Source organism: Bradyrhizobium sp. (genome assembly GCF_022844465.1).
Classification (GTDB): Bacteria; Pseudomonadota; Alphaproteobacteria; order Rhizobiales; family Xanthobacteraceae; genus Bradyrhizobium.
On sequence record NZ_JALHLP010000018.1, the window covers coordinates 26,496 to 46,170 of the forward strand.

Below are 19,675 nucleotides of genomic sequence, written 5' to 3' on the forward strand. Positions count from 1 at the left end.
AAGTGTGTTACTTCGGCTTCTTCAGCCAGTCGGCGATCTCAGTGAGGGCGACGTTGGCCTGCTGCAGCAGCTTGCCCATGGTGAAGAAGCCGTGAAACTGACCGGGAAAGTGCCGGTACGTGATCGGCACGCCGGCCGCCTTCAGCCGCGCGGCATATTCGGCGCCTTCGTCGCGCAGGGGATCGGCGCCCGCGGTCAGGACATAGGCCGGCGGCAAACCGGCGAGCGTCTGGGCGCGCGCCGGCGAGGCCTTCCAGTGCTCGATGTCGGCGGCGCTGTTGAGATAGTGGTTGCAGAACCATTTGATCACGGAATGGGTGAGCAGAATGCTGGTCTCGGGCTCGCGATGCGAGGGGTGGCTCATCGCAAAATCGGTGGCGGGATAGATCAGCACCTGGCCGGCCAGTTTCGGGCCGCCATCGCGCGCGGCAAGCGCCACCACCGCGGCGAGATTGCCGCCGGCGCTGTCGCCGCCGACCAGCAGTTGCGCGGGGTCGATGCCGAGTTGGCCGGCGTTGGCGGCAATCCACCTCGTGGCGATGATGGCGTCGTCGGCGGCGGCGGGGAATTTATGTTCGGGCGCGAGCCGGTAGTCGACGGAGATGACGATCAGTTCGCCTTCATGGGCGAGCTTGCGGCAGACGACGTCGTGGGAGTCGAGGTCCCCGATCACCCAACCACCGCCGTGGAAGAACACCAGGCCGGGGGCAAGGCCACCGGTCTTGCGCAATCGCTTTGGGGTATAGAGACGCGCCGGCATTGCGCCATGCGGCGCGGGGATCGACAACGACCTGGCCGATTCCAGTTCGGGCGGCTCGGGATTGCTGACGGCGCGGCCGGCGAGATAGAGCTCGCGCGCGGTCGCCGGCGGGACCGTCTCGTATGGCGGCCGGCCGGCCTCCTGGAAAGCCTTGTAGACGGCGGCGGCATCGGGATCGAGGGTGACGGGCATGGTGCGAAGGCCTCTGGGTTGAGATTGTCATTCCGGGGCGATGCGAAGCATCGAGTATGGTGCGCAATTGCGCACCTGGGAATCTCCAGATTCCGGGTTCGGTCCTGCGGACCGCCCCGGAATGACGGTTCGTACTCAGGCGGCGGTGCGGCCGCCATCGACGGTGTAGGCGGAGCCGGAGACGTAGCTCGCCTCATCGGAGGCCAGGAACGCGACGATGGAGGCGACTTCGGAGGCCTGTCCGAGCCGCCGCGCCGGAATCCGCTCGACGATCTTGTCGTTCGGCGGCGGCTCGTTACCGGGATTTCGGCCCTGCAGGATCGTGCTCAGCATCCGGCTGTCGATCAGGCCGGGGCAGACGCAATTGACCCGCACGCCGGTGCCCGTGCATTCCCAGGCGGCGCTCTTGGTGAGCCCGATCACCGCGTGCTTGCTGGCGCTGTAGACGGCGATCATCGGCGATCCCATCAGGCCGGCGATGGAGGCGGTGTTGATGATGCTGCCCTTGTTCTGTTTCAGCATCACCGGCAGCACGTGCTTCATGCCGAGGAAGACGCCGACCACGTTGACGTCGAGCACGCGTCGAAAGCTCTCCAGCGAGTATTCCGGGATCGGCTTGATGTCGCCCTCGATGCCGGCGTTGTTGTAGAAAGCGTCGATGGCGCCGAACTTGTCGACGGCGGCGCGGACGTATTCGGCGACTTCATCCTCTCGGGTGACATCCGCGGTGACCGCGAGCGCCTGGGCCGACGCGGGCAGTTCCTTGATCGCGGCCTTGAGATCCTGCTCCTTGCGGTCAACGGCGACGATCCGCGCGCCGCGCTCGGCCAACAGGCGGATGGTCGCGGTTCCGATGACGCCGGCCGCGCCGGTGACGACGGCGACCCTGCCATCGAGACGAATTCGATCGGTCATTTTGCTGGGGTTTCCTCTGGCTCCTCCGGTTCAACTCCGGATCTTGGCTGGTTTCGCGCTGACGGACGCGACTATTTCATTTGTCGCGCGGGCTGACCAGTCGTCCGGCCGCACGGGGGCGGCAAACCGCCCTTTCCCCGCCGTATTCGCCGTGTTAACCGAAGGCCACGCGAGCGGCGCATCTGTCTGGACTCTGTCGCAAGCCCGATTCGCCTGTTAAAGCCGCGAGATGCTTCGAACCATTGCCCTGACCGGTCTTGCGGCCTTGATCGCCGCCACCATCATCTCGCTTGCGCCGCCCGCGCACGCGCAGATCGGCAATATTTTCTCCGATCCGCCGTTGCGGCCGCCCGGCGCCATCCCGCGCGGCAATCAGCAGCAGCAACCACTTGAAGACGACGAGGAAGTTCCCGAATTGCCGCGCGGCCGGCTGTTGCCGACGCCGAACCGGCCGCCGCCGGGGCAGGGCGCCCCACCGCCCGGAAGCTTCCAGTCGCAACCGCTGGCGCCGCCGCCTGGAACGACCGTGGTGCCGCAAGGCACCCAGCCGGGCATCGCGGTAACGCCGCCGCAGCCGGGCGCTCCGGGTGTCGCCACCGCGCCGCCAGGCTTGCCTCCCGGGCAGCGCCAGCCCAGGGGGACGCCGCAGCCGCCGCCGACCCTGCAGCCGGGCGACGAGGTCGTCTCCGAGCCGCCGGCGCAGAAGATCACCAACAAGAAGGCGATCTTCTCGGGGCTGGACAAGATCACCGGCCGCATCATCAATTTCGAGGAGGACATCGGGGAGACGGTGCAGTTTGGCGCGCTGCGGGTCCGAACCATGGCCTGCTATACCCGTCCGGCCACCGAAGCCGCCAACACGGACGCCTTTGTCGAGGTCGACGAGATCACGCTGCAGGGCGAGGTGAAGCGGATCTTTTCCGGCTGGATGTTCGCCGCCAGCCCCGGACTGCACGGCGTCGAACACCCGATCTACGACATCTGGCTCACCGACTGCAAAGTCCCTGACCAGACCATCGTCAGCGCCCAGCCCGAGACGCCAAAGACAGCCGCGCCGCCGGCCGCAAAGCGCCCGCCACCGCCAAAGCAGGCCGCGCCGCGCCCGCCGGGGCCGCCGCCGCAGCCGCAGTTTCAGCAGCAGCCTCCGCCGCCGCCCCCGCCGCAACAGCGGCCGGGCGGGCTGTTCGGCGGCATGTTCGGGAATTAGGCGCGATCGGCGATGATCGCCAGCGTGTCCGCGCCGCCGACACTCCCCGGCAACCGCTGGAAATCCGCAGGCTCGCCCGCGACCGCCTTGTCGAGCAGCGTACGATAGCGACGCCGTGAGACTTCGACCGCGCCGAAGCTGCGCAGGTGTTCGGTTACGTACTGGGTGTCGAGCAGTTCGAAGCCGCCCACGATCAGCCGCGCCACCAGGTGCACCAGCGCGACCTTGGAGGCGTCGCGAGCGCGGTGAAACATGCTCTCGCCGAAGAACGCGCGGCCCAGGCTGACCCCGTAGAGCCCGCCGACGAGATCGTCGTCGTGCCAGACCTCGACGCTATGGCAGTGCCCGCGCTCGTACAGTCCGACATAGAGCTCGCGGATGCGCCGGTTGATCCAGGTGTCGTCGCGACCGGCCTGCGGCGCCGCGCAGCCGGCGATCACAGCCTTGAAGGCGGTATCGACGGTGACACGGAAGCTGTCGGAGCGCACGGTGCGGGCGAGCCTCCCGGCGATACGAAAACCGTCGAGCGGTATCACTCCGCGCATTTCCGGCTCGACCCAGAACAGGGTCGGGTCGTCGGCGCTCTCGGCCATCGGGAAGATGCCGCAGGCATAGGCCCGCAGCAGCACCTCGGGCGTGATTTCGGAAGCGGCTGAATCGCGCGTGGTCATGTCGGGCAGGATAGCAGGAGGCGAGCGGTCTTTGCTACGAACGCGAGAACGCCGCCCGAAACGGAATTGCCGAGTGGAATCTCAACCCGCGGCGGCGATGGCGGATTTTGATCCCATCGCCGGCGTACGGGGGAAGCGAAGCAAGATCCTGGTGCCCTGATGCACGGGATCGCGCGCGATGCGGGCTTCGAGCTTGTTGGCCATTGCGGTGACGATCTGCTGGCCCATGCCGGTGGAGCGCGGGTCGGCCCTGGCGCTGAGGCCGACGCCGTCATCCGAGATCGACAGGACAAGTTGGCCGTCATCGGACCGGAGCGCGACATCAATCGGACCGGCGCCGTCGGGATAGGCGTATTTGACGGCGTTCATCACCAGTTCGTTGACGATGATGCCGATCGCCACCGCGCGGTCCGGATCAATCTCGATGGGTTCGGCCGAAAGCGTCAGCCGTGACATCCTATTGCCTTCGGCCGAACGCCGGAGGTCTTCCAGGAGCGCTTCGAGATACTGGTTCAGCAGCACGCTCTTGAGATCGTGCGAGGTGTAGAGCCGCCGATGCACCTGCGCGACCGCAGCGACGCGGCCCATCGCATTGGTCAACGCCGCCTTGACGTCTGCCTCAGCCGCGGAATTGGCCTGCAGGTGCAGCAGCGATGCGATGATCTGCAGCGAGTTGCCGACGCGGTGGTTGACCTCCCGGAGCAACACCTCGCGCTCGGCTGCGAGCGCCGCGTAGCGGTCGCGCGAGGCGCGAACCTCGGCCTCTGCCTCGTCGCGCGCGCGCTGCAACGCCGCCTGCTTGAGCGCGCCGCGCACGGCGACCTGAAGCAGCGGAATGAAATCACCCTTGACGTCCTTGACCAGATAGTCGGCGGCGCCGGCCTTCAATGCGGTGACGGCGATCGTCGAATCCTGCGAGGCGGTGACGAACACCACCGGCGGCGCGTCTGGAATCGCCATGATCCGTTCCAGCGTTTCCAGCCCGTCGAGCCCCGGCATGTACTGGTCGAGCGCGACGGCGTCGATGCCGCCTTGTGCCAGCCGCGCCAGCCCCTGATCGCCGCCGGCCGCATGGATCACCCTGAAACCGGCCCGCGTCAGGCCACGCTCGACCAGCCGGGCCAACGCCTCGTCGTCATCGATGTACAGGAGGGTCGGCGGCGCGTGGTTCATGTAGCGGCTGCAGGTACCTGAATGACCGAAAAGAACAGACCGAGTTGGCGAATGGCGTTGGCGAAACTGTCGTAGTTCACGGGCTTGGTGATGTAGACGTTGCAGCCCAGTTCGTAGCAGCGCTTGATCTCGTGGGAGTCATCGGTGGTGGTCAGCACCACCACCGGCGTTGCCTTCAGAAAGCTATTTTCCTTGACCCGCTTGAGAATGTCGATGCCGGACGTGTCGGGCAGGTTGAGGTCAAGCAGGATGAGCAGCGCGCTGCCCTTGTGGTCGAGACCCGTTCCATCGGCGCCAAAGAGGTATTTCAAGGCAGATGTACCGTTGGTGAACGGTATTATTTCATTGTTGACGCCGGACCGACGGATATTTCGCTCGATCAGGCGGGCGTGGCCTTCATCGTCCTCGATCATGATGATGGTGACGGGATCGCTCATGCGCGTTCGTTCCGCTTGTTGAAGGGCCAATTGAGCGGCAGCGTAATCGTGAATGTGCTGCCGCGGCGAACCTCAGATGCGACCGACATGGTTCCCCCAAGCCGCCGCACCAGGGCGCGAACATGCGCAAGGCCGATGCCCTGGCCCGGCCTGTCCTGGGTTCCCGCGCGGCGAAACAAGTCGAAAATCCGCTGATGGTCCTTGGGGTCGATGCCGCGGCCGTTGTCGGCAATCTCGAAGATCGCAAAGCCAAGCCGGGTGCGTCCGCGCACCGAAATCTCGCCGGGTACGCCGGTCTCGAGATACTTGACCGCATTGTCGATCAAATTGGAGAATATCTGCTCCAGCGCTAGCCGATCGCTGACAATGTTCGGCAAGTTTTCGATCCGGATCTTGGCGTGGGCCTCGGCGGCTTGATGCGCCACCGTCTTTACGATTCCCTCGATCAGTTCCCTGGTATTGATCGGCACCGGGTCGAACTCGCGGCGTCCTTCGCGGGTAAGGTCGAGGATTGCTGATATCAGCCGATCCATCTTGGCGATCGACGATTTGATGAAGCCCAACGCTTCGGAAAAATCATCCGCGAGTTGCTTGTCGGCCCCTTTCAGCGCTGCCTCGTCATCGGTGGCGTTCTCAGGAACGGGGAGGGCAGCCGATTGAGCGCTGGCCAGCGCTGCGATCCGCCTGAAAATGTCGCCGCGCAATTGTTCCAGTTCGCTGGTGAAGCCCATGATGTTGACAAGCGGCGAACGCAGGTCATGGCTGACGATGTAGGCGAAGCGCTGGATTTCCTCATTGGCCTCGCGCAGATCCGCTGTGCGTTCGTCGACCATGGCCTCCAGGGTGAGGTTGCTGTCGCGCAGTTTGGTTTCGGCCGCGTCGCGGGCGCGCGACGACCGACGCACCAGAAGGATCGAAAATCCGGCGAGCGCGACCACGAGCCCGGAACCCGCTACCGTCACCACCGAGGCCAGTTGCTGGGTGCGATCCGCGGTTGCGGTACGCGCCACGAACTGCCGGTCTTCCTCGGCCCGCATCGCCCGCCCGATCTCGCGGATGGATGCGCCGGAACCGGCATCGGCGGCTTCGCGAACCAGGGTGATCGCGCTCCCGGGATCGCCCTGCTTGATCAAGTCCATCTGTTGCGCGAACTGGCCGAGCCGGATTTCCACCGCCGACCGCATCTTCCGGCAATTCTCGACCTGGATCGGGTTGTCGCGGGTCAACTGCGTCAGCGTTTCCAGGCCGGGAAGGATGTTGGCCACTGCACTGTCGTGATCACGGAGAAAGTCCGGTCGCAGGGTCAGCATGTAACCTCGCGCCGCACTTTCGGCCCGCCGTATGTCGAGCAGCAAAGCAATGACGTAACTTTCGACTTCGACGGTGCGAACCACCAGCCCGCTGTCGGTGCGGGCCTTCGAGACGAGCGCCACCGAGAACGCACTGATTGCGACCAGCACCGAGAGCGCCGCCGCCAGCAGCAGAATCTGTCCCGCAGTGCGCCTGCGTCGAGCTTCAGGCGTCAAAGGGTCACCCGAATGGTGAAAAACTGTAACAAGTCGCCCTCGGCGAGACCGATCCCCGGGGCCCGTAACGGCGAAGACCGGCGCTCAGTTCCATCGATGTCGGCTATTTTTCGGGTGGACCCGGTCGGGGCGCCTTGCCGTCCGCCTGCTGCCCGGCCAGGTACTGTTCCAGCCAGTGGATATGGTAGTCGCCGTCGATGATGCCGGGCTCGCGGACCAGCGCCCGGAACAGCGGCAGGGTGGTCTCGATGCCTTCGACCACCATCTCGTCGAGCGCCCGGCGCAGCCGCATCAGGCATTCGCCGCGGGTCTTGCCGTGGACGATCAGCTTGCCGACCAGGCTGTCGTAATAGGGGGGAATGACGTAACCTTGATAAACTGCGGAATCGATCCGCACGCCGAGCCCCCCGGGTGGATGATACTGCGTGATCCGGCCCGGCGAAGGACGGAAGGTCTCGGGGTTTTCCGCGTTGATGCGGCATTCGATGGCGTGACCGATAATGACGACTTCATCCTGCGTCGCCGGCAGGTCGCCGCCGGCGGCGATCCGGATCTGCTCCAGCACCAGATCGATATCGGTGATGCTTTCGGTCACGGGATGTTCGACCTGGATACGGGTGTTCATTTCGATGAAGTAGAATTCGCCGTCCTCGTACAGGAACTCGATGGTGCCGACGCCGAGATATTTCATCTCCTGCATGGCCTTGGCGCAGGTCGCGCCGATCCTGGCGCGCGCCGCGGCGCCAAGAACCGGCGAAGGGCCTTCTTCCCATATCTTCTGGTGACGCCGCTGCAACGAGCAATCGCGCTCGCCGAGATGGATGGCGCCGCCGCGGCCGTCGCCCAACACCTGGATCTCGATGTGGCGCGGCTTCTGCAGGTACTTTTCCAGATAGACCGAGGCGTCGCCGAACGCGGACTTGGCCTCGTTGCCGGCCGTGGTCAGCGCCATCATCAGATCGTCGGCGGTATTCGCCACCTTCATGCCGCGGCCGCCGCCGCCGGCGGCTGCCTTGACCAGCACGGGGAAACCGATCCCCTTGGCGATCGCCATGGCTTCGTCGCCTGACGTCACCGCCCCGTCAGAGCCCGGAACCACGGGGATGCCAAGCTTGATGGCGGTCTTCTTGGCTTCGATCTTGTCGCCCATCAGGCGGATGTGCTCGGCCTTGGGGCCGATGAAGCCCAGATTGTGCTCGGCAAGGATCTCGGCGAATCGGGCGTTCTCGGAGAGAAAGCCATAGCCGGGATGCACGGCGTCGGCGCCGGTGATCTCGCAGGCCGCGAGCAGCGCGGGAATGTTGAGATAGGAGTCCTTCGAGGGTGGTGGCCCGATGCAGACACTTTCGTCGGCGAGCCGAACATGCATGGCGTCGGCATCGGCCGTGGAATGCACGGCAACGGTTGATATCCCGAGTTCCTTGCACGCGCGCAACACGCGCAATGCTATTTCGCCGCGGTTAGCTATGAGGATCTTGTCGAACATGTTGTCCCAAGTGGCGAAGAGCGAGTAGCGAATGGTGGCAGCGAACGCTGTTCGCTATCCGCCACTCGCCATTCGCTTACTCAATGATCACGAGCGGCTCGCCGAACTCGACCGGTTGGCCGTCCTCGACAAGAATTTGCGTCACCGTGCCCGCGCGCGGCGACGGGATCTGGTTCATGGTCTTCATCGCTTCGATGATCAACAGGGTCTGTCCGGCCGATACCTTGGTGCCGACCTCGATGAAGGGCTTGGCGCCGGGCTCAGGCGACCAATAGGCGGTGCCGACCATCGGCGAGGGAACAACGCCGGGATGCTTGGCGAGGTCGGCAACCGCAGCCGGGGTGACCGCGCCTGCTGCCGCCGCAGCCGAGAAAGCCTGCTGATAGCTCGCCGGCATTGCGGCCGACACGCTGATGGAGCGCGCGACCCGCACCCTCAAGCCTGCACGCTCGATCTCGATCTCAGTCAGGCTGGTCTCGTCGAGCAACAGCGCAAGTTCGCGGATGAGCGCGCTGTCATTGCTCTGGAGACTTGCGGCTGATTTGTCCGCGGACTTTTTTTCGGGCTGGCGGGACATGCTCTTGATCCGGAATTGTCGATATGGGGGACGGCCGAACGTCAGTCGGGATTGAAGGTCATTTTCCGGCCTTGGCGCCGAGCCTGGCGGCGAGGCCTGATATTGCGAGCCGGTAGCCATCGATGCCGAAGCCGCAAAGCGAAGCGAACGCGGCCATGGCGGTGAACGAGTGGTGACGAAAACTCTCGCGGGCGTGGATATTGCTGATATGCACTTCGACGGTCGGAATCTTCACCGCAACCAGCGCATCATGCAGGGCGATCGAGGTGTGCGAATAGGCGCCGGCGTTGATGACAATCCCGGCAGCCTGCTTGGCATGGGCCTCGTGGATGAAATCAATCAACTCGCCCTCGCGGTTGGATTGGCGGCAATCGGCTCTCAGGCCGAACTGCGCCGCGGTTTCCGCACATAGGCGCTCGACGTCGGCCAGCGTTTCCTGGCCGTAAACCTCCGGCTGCCGGGTTCCCAGCATGTTGAGGTTTGGGCCGTTCAGCACATAGATCGTGGCGGCAGGGGCTTGGGCCATATCTTCCAGCAAGATGGGGGCGGGATGCCGGCGTTATAGGTAACTATGGGTCGAAGGGAAAGCCTTGCGGCCGGACGGCGGGTTCTTGGAGGGCGTTGCCGCGATAGCAGGAGCCCAACCAACCCGCGGGAATCGTTCGCTAACCGGCAGTTCTCGAATGCCCATTGGCGGCGCAAAAAAGGGGTGGGCATCGCTGCCCACCCCTGGTTGTGCCGACAAACAGTCGAAGCGGTTAGACGTCGAGGATATAAACGATTTCATACGTCTCCGGCCGCACGATGACGTAACGACCCTTCACCAGGATCACCCGGTAACCGCTCCATTCCGGATAGATTTCAACGATTCGCTGCGGGATCGGGTAGAACCGGACCGTGGAGGGTACGGTCGCGCCGATCGAGATGTTGAAATTGACGTTGGTGGTTTCAGCAATACTTCGTTCCGACCGGAAGGCGGACACGATCTGGGTACGCTTCTCAGCCGGCGGCGCCACGGTCGCCGACGTGGCGGCGTTGCCGGTGGTCGTCTGCGAACGGCTATCGGTTGCAGTCGTGCCAGACTTGGTGTCGGTCGAGCTCTTGGTATCGGTCGAGCTCTTGCTGTCGGCGCTCGTTCCCGACCGACCATCGCGGCTACCCTTGGTCGAATCGTCAGCGCTCTTGGACTTCTCACCCTGCATGCGGTTCGAGTCCTGAGCGCTCTTGCCACCAGGGGTGCGGTCGCCATCCGAGCCCTTTGCCGGGCCGGTCTCAGCACCCTTCATGCCGGAGGGAGCGCCGGTATCGCGCTGCATCGCGCCACCGCCCTGCATTCCGCCGCCACCTTCACGCTGCATCGCGCCGCCCGACGGAGCGCCCTGCTGCGCCGCGGCACCACCGGTTCCCGCGCCTCCTGCGCCCGCACCTGCACCACCTGCTCCCGAACCCTGCGCATTGGCCAAGCCGGTTCCAGCGATCAACGCCGCAGCCGCGACCGAAATCAAAAAGCGATTGCTCATCTAATGTCTCCTCACATCTGTTCATTGCCCGGGCCGACAACGGCGCGGGCAGGTCGATGTTCCCTCGCTCCAGAGGTTCCGCCGCCTTTGTTTTATGAACGTGGGATAAACGGCCGCAACATCAGCGACTTGCGGCGAAAGCCATACCCGTCAAGCAAACGAGGCCGGCGCTGCGGCCGGCCTCGCGATGGATCGTCAGTTGTTGAAACTGTTCAGCAGGTCGCCTTGCCGCAGCGGGCGATGCTGATTTTCTCGCGCAGGGTTTCGACACCGACAGCACCGATCACAACCTGCTTGCCGATGACATAGCTCGGGGTGCCGTTCATGCCCATGGCTTCGGCGAGCTTCATGTTTTCTTCAAGCGTGTTGCGTACTTCGGCACTCGCCAGGTCTTTCTCGAGCTTTGCCGCATCGAGGCCAACTTCCTTGGCAACCGCCATGGCGCGCGCCTTGTCGACAGCACCGCGACCGCTCAGCAACTTGTTGTGGAACTCCAGATATTTCTTGCCGCTTGGATCCTGCATGCGCACGGCGACCCCGACCTGGGCGGCTTCGACCGAGCCCGCGCTCAGCACCGGAAACTCCTTGAGCACCACCTTCAGCTTCGGATCGCTCTTCATCAACTCCATCATGTCCAGCATCGCGCGTTTGCAGTAGCCGCAATTGTAGTCGAAGAACTCGACGAAGGTGACGTCGCCGTCCTTGTTGCCGACGGTCACGCCGCGCGGCGAGTTGAAGATCAGGTCGGCATGCCTGGCGACGGCGGCTTCGTGCTTGGCGGTTTCGGCCGCGCTTTGTCGCTTGCTGAGCTCGGCCATCGCCTCCTCCAGCACTTCCGGATTCGCAATCAGGTAATTGCGGATGATGGACTGGATCTCGCCGCGCTGGGCGTCCGAGAAACCCTGAGCGGAGGCGGACGGCGGCGCTCCGCAGAGCGTGAAGGCCAACAATGCGGGAATAAGAAAACGGAACGTAGGCATCTGCAATTCCTTATGCGGTGAGTTCCGGCAATTCTGTACACCGGCTTCTTGAACGTGTCGGGCGCCTGGATTGTACCCGAACCCGGCTTGTTTCTAGTTGCCCTTCTGGCCGGGCAGCGGCTTGGCACTCACGATGTCGTCGGCTTTGACCCATCCGGGCGTCCCGATCGCAAATCGCGTTTTCGCTCGCGAGGCGAGCTCGCGTGCGGTCTTGTTGTCACCGCGCAGGTAGGCGGCCTGGGCCGAAGCCAGGTCGGCCTGCGCGTAGTCTCCCTTTCGGCCGTAGGCCATTGCGAGCTGGATAAATCCGATCGGCGCCTCGCTCTCACGCGCCACCGCGGCGCGCAGAATCGCGATCGCTTCGTCCGTGTAGGCCTTGTTATCGGCTGCGACGAGCGCCTGCCCAAGTAACATCTCGATGAGCGGCGCGTTATTGGACAGCTGGACGGCCTTGCGCAGGGGGGCGATGGCTTCGAGCGGCTTGCCACCCTCCAGCAACGCCTGGCCACGCACCTCATGGAAATAGGGGTTGTTGGGCTGCTGCTGAATCAGGGCGTCGATCTGGGCGAGGGCGCTACGCAAGTCGCCATGCCGATAGGTCGCGATCGCGCGCGCATAGCGGGCCGGCAGGCTGGTGCTGGACGGCGGATAGCGCCGATTCACGGTGTCCTGCCGCTCCATGAAGGCGGATATCTTGGCTCGCACCATGTCATGGCGCAACTGCAGGGCAGGGTCGTCCTTTTTGTCCCAGTAGGGGCTCGACCGCGCCAGTTCTTCCAGCGCGGCGACGCGGGCCGCCGGCATCGGGTGTGACTGGACATAGGGATCGGCGCCGCGCGCCGCAAAAAGGCTCTCTTCGGTAAAGCGCTTGAAGGTTTCGTACATGCCCCGTGCGGACTGTCCGGTGACGGTCAGAAACTTCACCCCGGCACGGTCGGCGTTTTCTTCCTGCTGGCGGATATAGGAAAGCAGGTTGCGGCGAATCACCTCTCCCGGCGCGGAAACCATCGCCGCCCCGGCGTTGGCCAGGCCGCTATTGCCGCCGCCTGCACCCGCCACCATGGCGCCGGCGCCGAGCAGCATGGCGATGATCATCTGGGTCTGGGCCTGCGAAATCTGCTCGCGCATCTTGGCGAGGTGGCCGCCGGCCAGGTGACCGGTTTCGTGCGCCATTACGCCGATGATCTGATTCGGCGTGTCCGACTGCATGATCGCGCCGTAATTCACGAAGATGCGGCGACCGTCGGCGACAAAGGCGTTGAATACGCCCTGGTTGATAATCACCATCTGGATGTTCTGCTTTTCCATGCCGGCGGCGCGCAGGATGGGCCGGGTATAGTCGCGCAGCAATTGCTCTGCCTCGGTGTCGCGGATCACCGATGGACCCTTGTTCTCCTGGGCCGCCGCGGCGATGGGCGCGAGCGCGACCGCCATCGCCGCAATACGCGCGGTCAGGTTCATCGCAGGTTTGCGTAAGGCTATGCGAAGCAACATGAGCTGTCTTTGCCAAGTGGTGCGGATCGGTGGACCGCGGGTTCGGCCCCTGAATAGATCAGAAACCGGCCGAGGTCTTTCATTTCAACGCGTTTTTCACGTGAACTCAGGTATCGCCTGGCTTGAAAACGCGATACCAAGCGACCGAATGCGGCCAGTCTGGGGCGACGCCGGTTTGGGGCGTGGATTCAGGCGCCCCCTTTTTCAGATAACAGATTTCCATGCTGGATTCGACGTCAACAGACCGCGCAAACGCCCTGCTCAGCCCATCCGGACGGAGCGATGTTCCGCCATTCATGGTGATGGACGTGATGGCGGCGGCGGCGCGGATCGAGGCCGCCGGCGGTCACGTCATCCACATGGAAGTGGGGCAGCCGGCGGCGCCGGCGCCCAGCAACGCGATCGCCGCCGCGCACGCCGCGCTCGATAAGGCGCGGATCGACTATACGTCCGCGCTGGGCATCGGCTCGCTGCGCGCGCGGATCGCCAGGCATTACCGCGACACCTACGGATGCCAGGTCGATCCTGACAGGATCGTGGTCACGACCGGCTCGTCCGGCGGTTTCGTCCTGGCGTTTCTGTCGATGTTCGAGCCGGGCGATCGGGTCGCGGTCACCGTGCCTGGCTACCCGCCGTACCGCCATATCCTGACCGCGCTCGGCTGCGAGCCGGTGCTGATCGAGACGTCGAGCGAGACGCGCCATGCACTGACCGGCGAGGCCCTGCTGGCGGCCCATCGCAGGACGCCGCTGAAGGGCGTGCTGGTCGCCAGCCCCGCCAATCCGACCGGGACGATGATGTCCCGCGAGGCGCTCACCGGCCTGATCCATGCAGCGGAGAGCGCCGGAATCCGGTTCATTTCCGACGAAATCTACCATGGGCTCGACTATGCCTTTCCGGCAGTGACGGCGGCGGAACTCTCGCCGCAGGCGATCGTGATCAATTCCTTCTCGAAATATTTCTGCATGACCGGCTGGCGCGTGGGCTGGATGGTGGTGCCGGAGCCGCTGGTGCGGCCGATCGAACGGCTGCAGCAGAACCTGTCGATCTCGGTGCCGACGCTGTCGCAGATCGCGGCCGAGGCGGCCTTCGACGGCGCGGCGGAGATGGAGGCGATCAAGCGCGGCTACCAGGACAACCGCCGCATCCTGATCGAGGGACTGCCGAAGGCCGGACTGAGCAAATTCCTGCCTGCCGACGGCGCATTCTACCTCTACGCCGACGTGTCGGATTTCACCTCGGACAGTTTCGAATTTGCCGGCCGCATGCTCGAGAAGGCGCATGTGGCGGCAACGCCGGGCGTGGACTTCGATCCGATCCACGGCCGCGCCTTCATCCGCTTTTGCTATGCGGGCTCGGCCACCGAGATGCGCGAGGCTGTGACTCGCCTCGCGCGCTGGCTGGCGTAGCGGCCAAACCTTACTCGGCGTTGCCGAAGCGGCGCGACCACCAGCCCGCCTTGCGCGGAGCGGCTGCGCTGCTCGTGTCTGGCGCAGGTGCAGGCGACACGTCCGGTTCGGATACGCTTTGAACAGGCAACGGCGTCGGCTCGGCCGCGGCGCCGGAGATGAAGCTGACCTTCTCGCGCACCGTCGATCGCCGCCGCGCGGCCGCACGGTCGGATTCACGGTCGGATTCCTGGGCGGCCTCCTCGGCGGTCGGCGTGCCCGGGATAGTCTCGGTCGATTCGGGCCGGGCATGGGCCATCGGCGCCGGCTCCGCCGGCCGCCATGCCGGTTCGGGCTGGACCAACGATGGCGCGGGGGCCGCAGCGACGCCGTCGAAATCGGCGACCGCACTGGTAACTTCGGGCGCCGAGGTCGGCCCGAGTTCGTCGGCGATCGAGCCGACCAGACCGTCTTCCAGCCCGTTGCCGCGCCGGCGCCGTCCGCCGCGCCGGCCGCGGCGACGCGGACGCCGTTCGCCATTCGCCGCCTGCTCGCCGCGAACCACACCCGGCTGCTCGTCGCCTTCGTCCTCTTCGCCTTCGCCATCCTCTGCGGCAGTGCCTTCAGTCGCTTCGCCGACAACGCGCAGCGCGTCATGTTCCTCGCGGGGGGCGCCGCCTTCGCGCGGTTCACCACGACCACGCCGACGCCGACGTCGCTTGCGGCGGATGCCTTCGGCTTCGCTTTCGCCGCCGGGGGCCTCGGCGGCGGTATCGTCGCTCAAGCCCTCGGTTTCTTCGGTTTCAACCTCGGATTCGGTTTCGATGTCGAATGTCTCTTCGTCGTCATGGGCTTCCTCGACCTGCGGCGGTGAGGCGGCAGCCTGCGCCACCAGCAGCGCCTTGGCCGCTTCCAGCGTATGCACCTGTTCGCCGCGGTCGATGATGAACGACTGCTGGCCGCTCACGGCCGCATCGGCCACCACGGCAAGGGTCACCTTGAAGCTGTTCTCGAGGTCGCGCAGATGACCGCGCTTGTGGTTGAGAACGTAGAGCGCGACGTCGGTGCGGGTGCGCACCACCAGATTGTGGGTGGCACCCTTCATCAGCACTTCCTCGATGCCGCGCAGCAATTGCAGCGCCACCGACGATACCGAGCGCACATGCCCGCTGCCGCCGCATTGCGGGCAGGGCTCGGTCGAACTCTCCAGCACGCTGGCGCGGATGCGCTGACGCGACATTTCCATCAGGCCGAAATGCGAGATGCGTCCGATCTGGATGCGCGCCCGGTCCTGCCGCAGGCAGTCGGCGAGCTTGCGCTCGACGGAGCGGTTGTTGCGCTTCTCGTCCATGTCGATGAAATCGATGACGATCAGGCCGGCGAGGTCGCGCAGCCTGAGCTGGCGGGCGACTTCCTCGGCCGCCTCGAGATTGGTCTTGAGGGCGGTGTCCTCGATATGGTGTTCGCGGGTCGAGCGGCCGGAGTTGACGTCGATCGAAACCAGCGCCTCGGTCTGGTTGATGACGATGTAGCCGCCGGAGCGCAACTGCACCGTCGGCGAGAACATCGCATCGAGCTGGCTCTCGACGCCCATCCGCGAGAACAGCGGCTGGCCGTCGCGATACTGGCGGACCGCGCGCACGTTGGAGGGCATCAGCATCTTCATGAAGTCGCGCGCTTCCTGGTAGCCGGCTTCGCCGGCGACCTGGATTTCGTCGATCTCCTTGTTGTAGAGGTCGCGCAGCGACCGCTTGATCAGCGAGCCTTCCTCATAGACGAGGGTCGGAGCCTGCGACTTCAACGTCATGTCGCGCACGGTTTCCCACATGCGGATCAGATATTCGAAGTCGCGCTTGATCTCGGGCTTGGTCCGCGAGGCGCCGGCGGTGCGCAGGATGATGCCCATGCCTTCGGGCACGTCGAGATCCTGCACCACTTCCTTCAGCCGGGAGCGGTCCTGGGCGCTGGTGATTTTGCGGCTGATGCCGCCGCCGCGGGCGGTATTCGGCATCAGGACGGCGTAACGGCCGGCCAGCGACAGATAGGTCGTCAGCGCGGCGCCCTTGTTGCCGCGCTCCTCCTTGACGACCTGAACCAGCATCACCTGGCGGCGCTTGATGACTTCCTGGATCTTGTACTGGCGGCGCGGGCGGAAGGCGCGCTCGGGCACTTCCTCCAGCACGTCGTCGCCGCCGACGGATTCAACGAGTTCCTCTTCGGCGTCGTCGCCGTCATCTTCTTCGTCTTCTTCGTCGTCGTCCTGCTCTTCGCCTTCCGGAGCGGTGCCGTGGTCTTCATGCGTGGCGGCGTATTCTTCGCCGGCGTGTTCGGCGCGATGCGCGTCCCCGGCATGGGCGGCGTTTTCGCGCGCGTGCTCATCGTCATGCCGTTCGTCGTCGGGCCGCTGGTCAGGGGCGTGGTCGTCGTGACGCTCGGTGAGCGACGGCGCCTCGGCGACCGCAGCAACCGCTTCGGTGTCGGACGGCAATGCCGTGGCATGATCGTGCGGATGATCAGGATCGTGCGCGTGTTCCGGCCCGGCATGGTCATGAGCAAGGCCGTGCGCCTGCTGGCTCTGCGCGTCTTGATGTTGCCCATCGTGGTCGTGCGGGGTCGCCTCGGAACCCTGCATGCCGCCTTCGTTGGGCTGGGCCGCCTGCGCCGGATCGAGGGCGGCGTTCTCGATGACATCGCTCTGGACCCGGTCGCCATGGCCCCGGCGGCGCGCGCTACGGTGGCGCGAGCGACCGCGGTGGCGATTATTGGAGCGGTTCTCGGTTTCTTCCTCCGCCTCGCGGTGCGCGCGTTCGTCCGCCTCAATCAGCGCCTGACGGTCGGCGACGGGGATTTGATAATAGTCGGGATGGATTTCGCTGAAGGCGAGGAAACCGTGACGGTTGCCGCCATATTCGATGAACGCGGCCTGCAGCGACGGCTCGACGCGCGTCACCTTGGCGAGATAGATATTGCCGCGAAGTTGTTTGCGCTGGGCGGTTTCGAAATCAAATTCTTCGACGCGATTGCCGCGGACCACAACGACCCGGGTTTCTTCCGGGTGGGTGGCATCGATCAACATCTTGTTGGGCATTTTGGGGCTCTTGACGGCGGCGGGCGCGGTGCATGGCGCGCGCAGATAGCGCGGCCCGGTGACGCGACGGTCCACCTGATTCGGGGGTGAGGGGAAGGCCAAAACGCAAATCCTGGCGCCGCGCCGAACGGGGGTGCAGGGGAGCAAGGCGACGCGCGAAGCTTTCGCCTCGCGTCGGCGCGATCGTTCCAATGACCCTGGTCGGCAATACAGTCTGGCGCATCGAGCGTCGGCCCGTCTGAACATATTGGCGGAAGAAGATCCGCCGTATCTATCGCTGAAGCCCCGGCGCGGCGCCTAGACGCCTGCCGGCCATCGCATATCCGACCTTTCCGGGTCCGGATAATCGGTCGTGCCGTGTCCCAAACCGTCCCCGGTGAGTTAGAACACCTGGGACCGAAAGCCGCTCGGGCTCGAAACCGCCGCTCCGTGTCAGCCGCGCGCGGCGCTGGCCGTGGAGAGGTCGGGAAGGACGCAGAAACCTTCGACTTGCAAGGTTCCGGCGCTGCACCGGGAGGCTGAAAGCGACACAACCGGGAGTATTAGCCGTCAGCGGTTCGTACATACGTGGATTGGCGGCGCGGTGCAAGCAAAGCGTCCGGCAGGCGTCGCAGCGCAGCAACACCTTGCCATTTTCGCCGGGGGAACCCGAAGGTTGCGATTAACCCTGATGTGCCGATGCGGTAAGCAAAGCCGCTTCGGAGGCGCCGAATCGTTGGTGAACCGCGCAAATCCACCTGTTTGGCTGAAATGTGGCGTGTTTTGCGCCGCAGCATTGCTGTGCGCCCAAGCGATACATCCAGCCGCAGCCCAATGGCCGGCATCCGGGATGGTGGCCCCGACCCCGGTGGCCGCGTCAAGTTTTCCGATCGCCTCCGACGCGCGCCTGGCGGGTGACGCCAAGCAAACCCGCTTCGTGCTTGATCTCGACAAGCCGGTCCAGTTTCGCGCCTTTGCGCTGGCCGATCCCTACCGCGTCATCCTCGATCTGCCCCAGGTCAGCTTCAGGCTCGCCGCGGATATCGGTTCGGCGGGGCGGGGGCTGGTCAAGTCCTTCCGCTACGGGCTCGTCATGCCGGGCGGGTCGCGGATCGTCTTTGACCTGACTGGCCCGGCGAAGGTCGCCAAGTCCTATGTGCTGGAGGCGGCCAACGGCCAGCCGGCACGGCTGGTGCTCGAGCTCGAGGAGGTGGACCGGACCAGCTTTGTCCAGTCGCTGGCGCCTGCGAACCGCCCCGAATTGCGGCCTGCGATCGCCGACGCCAACGCCAACGCTGCCGCCGCCCCAGCCACGGTGCGACCCGCGCCGCCGCCCGATACCAGGCCGGTGATCGTGATCGACCCCGGCCATGGCGGGGTCGACAACGGCACCCAGGCCGCCGGCGAGATCATGGAAAAGAACCTGGTGCTCGGGTTCGGCCTGGCGCTGCGCGACCGGATCGAGAAATCCGGCAGATATCGCGTCGTCATGACTCGTACCGACGATACCTTCATTCCGCTGGGCGAGCGCGTCAGGATCGCGCGCAGCCATTCGGCGGCGCTGTTCGTCTCCATCCACGCCGACGCCTTGCCAAGCAACGAGGGCAACGCCAGGGGCGCCACCATCTACACGCTGTCGGAAAAAGCCTCCGACGCCGAAGCCGAGCGGCTGGCGGACGCCGAGAACAAGTCGGATGCCATCGGCGGCGTCAGTCTCGCCGACGAGCCGACCGAAGTCGCGGACATCCTGATCGATCTGGCGCAGCGGGAGACGCGGACCTTTTCAAACCGTTTCGCACGGGTCTTGATGGGCGAAATGAAGAACACGGTGCGGATGCACAAGCACCCGCTGAAGTCGGCGCGATTCCGGGTCTTGAAGGCGCCGGACGTGCCCTCGGTGCTGGTCGAGCTCGGCTATGTCTCGAACAAGGGCGACCTCGAGCATCTGGTATCCGAGAACTGGCGCAACAGGACGGTCGGATCGATGGCGCTGGCGATTGACGCGTTTTTCGCCAAAAGACCGGCAACCACGGCGCCTACCAAGTGAAGGTGCCCGCGGCGAGCGTCCTTGAAAGCGGTGTGTAAATGATCAGATGCTGGGGACCAAAGCCCTAGTTTGGCCACAGCGGCAACGCTATAGAAAAACAACGTAGGCCTTCGGAATCGCGTGGGTATTGACCGCAGGCCCATTCATTGTTCGACCGCTGGAATCCGACTGCTCGAACCCGGCCAGGGGGCCGGGAATGTTCTACCGGAGCGGACGCCACAGGTTCCGGCACACA

General features: G+C 65.0%; 16 protein-coding genes. 3 read left to right on the forward strand and 13 right to left on the reverse strand.

Going from position 1 to position 19,675, the window contains the following annotated elements; translation table 11 throughout:
* Positions 1–7: 7 nt before the first annotated feature.
* Together Q0D31_RS20570 and Q0D31_RS20575 are read right to left on the reverse strand one after the other, a co-directional pair.
* Positions 8–952, reverse strand: coding sequence for an alpha/beta hydrolase (locus Q0D31_RS20570; protein WP_291855265.1), 945 nt, complete (start codon positions 950–952; stop codon positions 8–10).
* Between the two features lie 135 nt (positions 953–1,087).
* Positions 1,088–1,867, reverse strand: a complete 780-nt coding sequence (locus tag Q0D31_RS20575; RefSeq protein ID WP_291855267.1) for an SDR family oxidoreductase — start codon at positions 1,865–1,867, stop codon at positions 1,088–1,090.
* A gap of 229 nt (positions 1,868–2,096) precedes the next feature.
* On the opposite strand from Q0D31_RS20575, the gene Q0D31_RS20580 reads away from it, so the two are divergent.
* A complete protein-coding gene (locus tag Q0D31_RS20580; protein WP_291855271.1) occupies positions 2,097–3,074 on the forward strand; it encodes a DUF2155 domain-containing protein in 978 nt (325 codons plus the stop codon).
* Here the strand turns inward: Q0D31_RS20580 and aat are convergent.
* The 10 genes from aat to Q0D31_RS20630 all read right to left on the reverse strand — a co-directional run bounded on the left by aat (position 3,071) and on the right by Q0D31_RS20630 (position 12,938).
* A complete protein-coding gene (gene aat, locus Q0D31_RS20585; protein ID WP_291855274.1) occupies positions 3,071–3,745 on the reverse strand; it encodes a leucyl/phenylalanyl-tRNA--protein transferase in 675 nt (224 codons plus the stop codon). The genes Q0D31_RS20580 and aat overlap by 4 nt on opposite strands.
* 81 nt (positions 3,746–3,826) lie before the next feature.
* Positions 3,827–4,918 (reverse strand): histidine kinase dimerization/phosphoacceptor domain -containing protein, encoded by a 1,092-nt coding sequence (locus tag Q0D31_RS20590; RefSeq protein WP_291855278.1) that lies wholly within the window; start codon positions 4,916–4,918, stop codon positions 3,827–3,829.
* On the reverse strand, positions 4,915–5,355 hold the full coding sequence (locus tag Q0D31_RS20595; RefSeq protein WP_291855281.1) for a response regulator: 441 nt from the start codon (positions 5,353–5,355) through the stop codon (positions 4,915–4,917). Before Q0D31_RS20595 ends, Q0D31_RS20590 begins: the two co-directional genes overlap by 4 nt.
* Positions 5,352–6,881 carry an ATP-binding protein gene (locus tag Q0D31_RS20600; RefSeq protein WP_291855284.1) on the reverse strand — a complete coding sequence of 510 codons (1,530 nt, stop codon included), beginning with the start codon at positions 6,879–6,881 and terminating at the stop codon, positions 5,352–5,354. The genes Q0D31_RS20595 and Q0D31_RS20600 overlap by 4 nt, the downstream gene beginning before the upstream one ends.
* 103 nt (positions 6,882–6,984) lie before the next feature.
* The gene (gene accC, locus Q0D31_RS20605; protein WP_291855286.1) at positions 6,985–8,367 is read right to left on the reverse strand and encodes an acetyl-CoA carboxylase biotin carboxylase subunit; all 1,383 of its coding nucleotides are present in this window, start codon (positions 8,365–8,367) and stop codon (positions 6,985–6,987) included.
* Positions 8,368–8,443: 76 nt separating this feature from the next.
* The gene (gene accB, locus Q0D31_RS20610) at positions 8,444–8,944 is read right to left on the reverse strand and encodes an acetyl-CoA carboxylase biotin carboxyl carrier protein (RefSeq protein WP_291855288.1); all 501 of its coding nucleotides are present in this window, start codon (positions 8,942–8,944) and stop codon (positions 8,444–8,446) included.
* Between the two features lie 58 nt (positions 8,945–9,002).
* On the reverse strand, positions 9,003–9,470 hold the full coding sequence (gene aroQ / locus Q0D31_RS20615; protein ID WP_291855291.1) for a type II 3-dehydroquinate dehydratase: 468 nt from the start codon (positions 9,468–9,470) through the stop codon (positions 9,003–9,005).
* 232 nt (positions 9,471–9,702) lie between these two features.
* Positions 9,703–10,407, reverse strand: coding sequence for a DUF1236 domain-containing protein (locus tag Q0D31_RS20620; protein WP_291855294.1), 705 nt, complete (start codon positions 10,405–10,407; stop codon positions 9,703–9,705).
* A 269-nt stretch (positions 10,408–10,676) separates the two neighbouring features.
* The gene (locus tag Q0D31_RS20625; protein WP_291855297.1) at positions 10,677–11,444 is read right to left on the reverse strand and encodes a DsbA family protein; all 768 of its coding nucleotides are present in this window, start codon (positions 11,442–11,444) and stop codon (positions 10,677–10,679) included.
* Between the two features lie 93 nt (positions 11,445–11,537).
* On the reverse strand, positions 11,538–12,938 hold the full coding sequence (locus Q0D31_RS20630) for a M48 family metalloprotease (protein WP_291855301.1): 1,401 nt from the start codon (positions 12,936–12,938) through the stop codon (positions 11,538–11,540).
* A 221-nt stretch (positions 12,939–13,159) separates the two neighbouring features.
* Between Q0D31_RS20630 and Q0D31_RS20635 the strand changes: the two genes are divergently transcribed.
* On the forward strand, positions 13,160–14,347 hold the full coding sequence (locus Q0D31_RS20635; RefSeq protein WP_291855302.1) for an aminotransferase class I/II-fold pyridoxal phosphate-dependent enzyme: 1,188 nt from the start codon (positions 13,160–13,162) through the stop codon (positions 14,345–14,347).
* 10 nt (positions 14,348–14,357) lie between these two features.
* On the opposite strand, the gene Q0D31_RS20640 is transcribed toward Q0D31_RS20635, so the two are convergent.
* Positions 14,358–17,414 (reverse strand): Rne/Rng family ribonuclease, encoded by a 3,057-nt coding sequence (locus Q0D31_RS20640; RefSeq protein WP_291855304.1) that lies wholly within the window; start codon positions 17,412–17,414, stop codon positions 14,358–14,360.
* 715 nt (positions 17,415–18,129) lie between these two features.
* Between Q0D31_RS20640 and Q0D31_RS20645 the strand changes: the two genes are divergently transcribed.
* Positions 18,130–19,440 carry an N-acetylmuramoyl-L-alanine amidase gene (locus tag Q0D31_RS20645; protein WP_291855307.1) on the forward strand — a complete coding sequence of 437 codons (1,311 nt, stop codon included), beginning with the start codon at positions 18,130–18,132 and terminating at the stop codon, positions 19,438–19,440.
* Positions 19,441–19,675: the final 235 nt, after the last annotated feature.

What these genes read in the sequence shown, in the direction of transcription:
- Q0D31_RS20570 (WP_291855265.1), bottom strand. Translation starts at nt 952, where the DNA reads ATGCCCGTCACCCTCGATCCCGATGCCGCCGCCGTCTACAAGGCTTTC.
- Q0D31_RS20575 (WP_291855267.1), bottom strand. Translation starts at nt 1,867, where the DNA reads ATGACCGATCGAATTCGTCTCGATGGCAGGGTCGCCGTCGTCACCGGC.
- Q0D31_RS20580 (WP_291855271.1), top strand. Translation starts at nt 2,097, where the DNA reads ATGCTTCGAACCATTGCCCTGACCGGTCTTGCGGCCTTGATCGCCGCC.
- aat (WP_291855274.1), bottom strand. Translation starts at nt 3,745, where the DNA reads ATGACCACGCGCGATTCAGCCGCTTCCGAAATCACGCCCGAGGTGCTG.
- Q0D31_RS20590 (WP_291855278.1), bottom strand. Translation starts at nt 4,918, where the DNA reads ATGAACCACGCGCCGCCGACCCTCCTGTACATCGATGACGACGAGGCG.
- Q0D31_RS20595 (WP_291855281.1), bottom strand. Translation starts at nt 5,355, where the DNA reads ATGAGCGATCCCGTCACCATCATCATGATCGAGGACGATGAAGGCCAC.
- accC (WP_291855286.1), bottom strand. Translation starts at nt 8,367, where the DNA reads ATGTTCGACAAGATCCTCATAGCTAACCGCGGCGAAATAGCATTGCGC.
- accB (WP_291855288.1), bottom strand. Translation starts at nt 8,944, where the DNA reads ATGTCCCGCCAGCCCGAAAAAAAGTCCGCGGACAAATCAGCCGCAAGT.
- aroQ (WP_291855291.1), bottom strand. Translation starts at nt 9,470, where the DNA reads ATGGCCCAAGCCCCTGCCGCCACGATCTATGTGCTGAACGGCCCAAAC.
- Q0D31_RS20625 (WP_291855297.1), bottom strand. Translation starts at nt 11,444, where the DNA reads ATGCCTACGTTCCGTTTTCTTATTCCCGCATTGTTGGCCTTCACGCTC.
- Q0D31_RS20630 (WP_291855301.1), bottom strand. Translation starts at nt 12,938, where the DNA reads ATGTTGCTTCGCATAGCCTTACGCAAACCTGCGATGAACCTGACCGCG.
- Q0D31_RS20635 (WP_291855302.1), top strand. Translation starts at nt 13,160, where the DNA reads ATGCTGGATTCGACGTCAACAGACCGCGCAAACGCCCTGCTCAGCCCA.
- Q0D31_RS20640 (WP_291855304.1), bottom strand. Translation starts at nt 17,414, where the DNA reads ATGCCCAACAAGATGTTGATCGATGCCACCCACCCGGAAGAAACCCGG.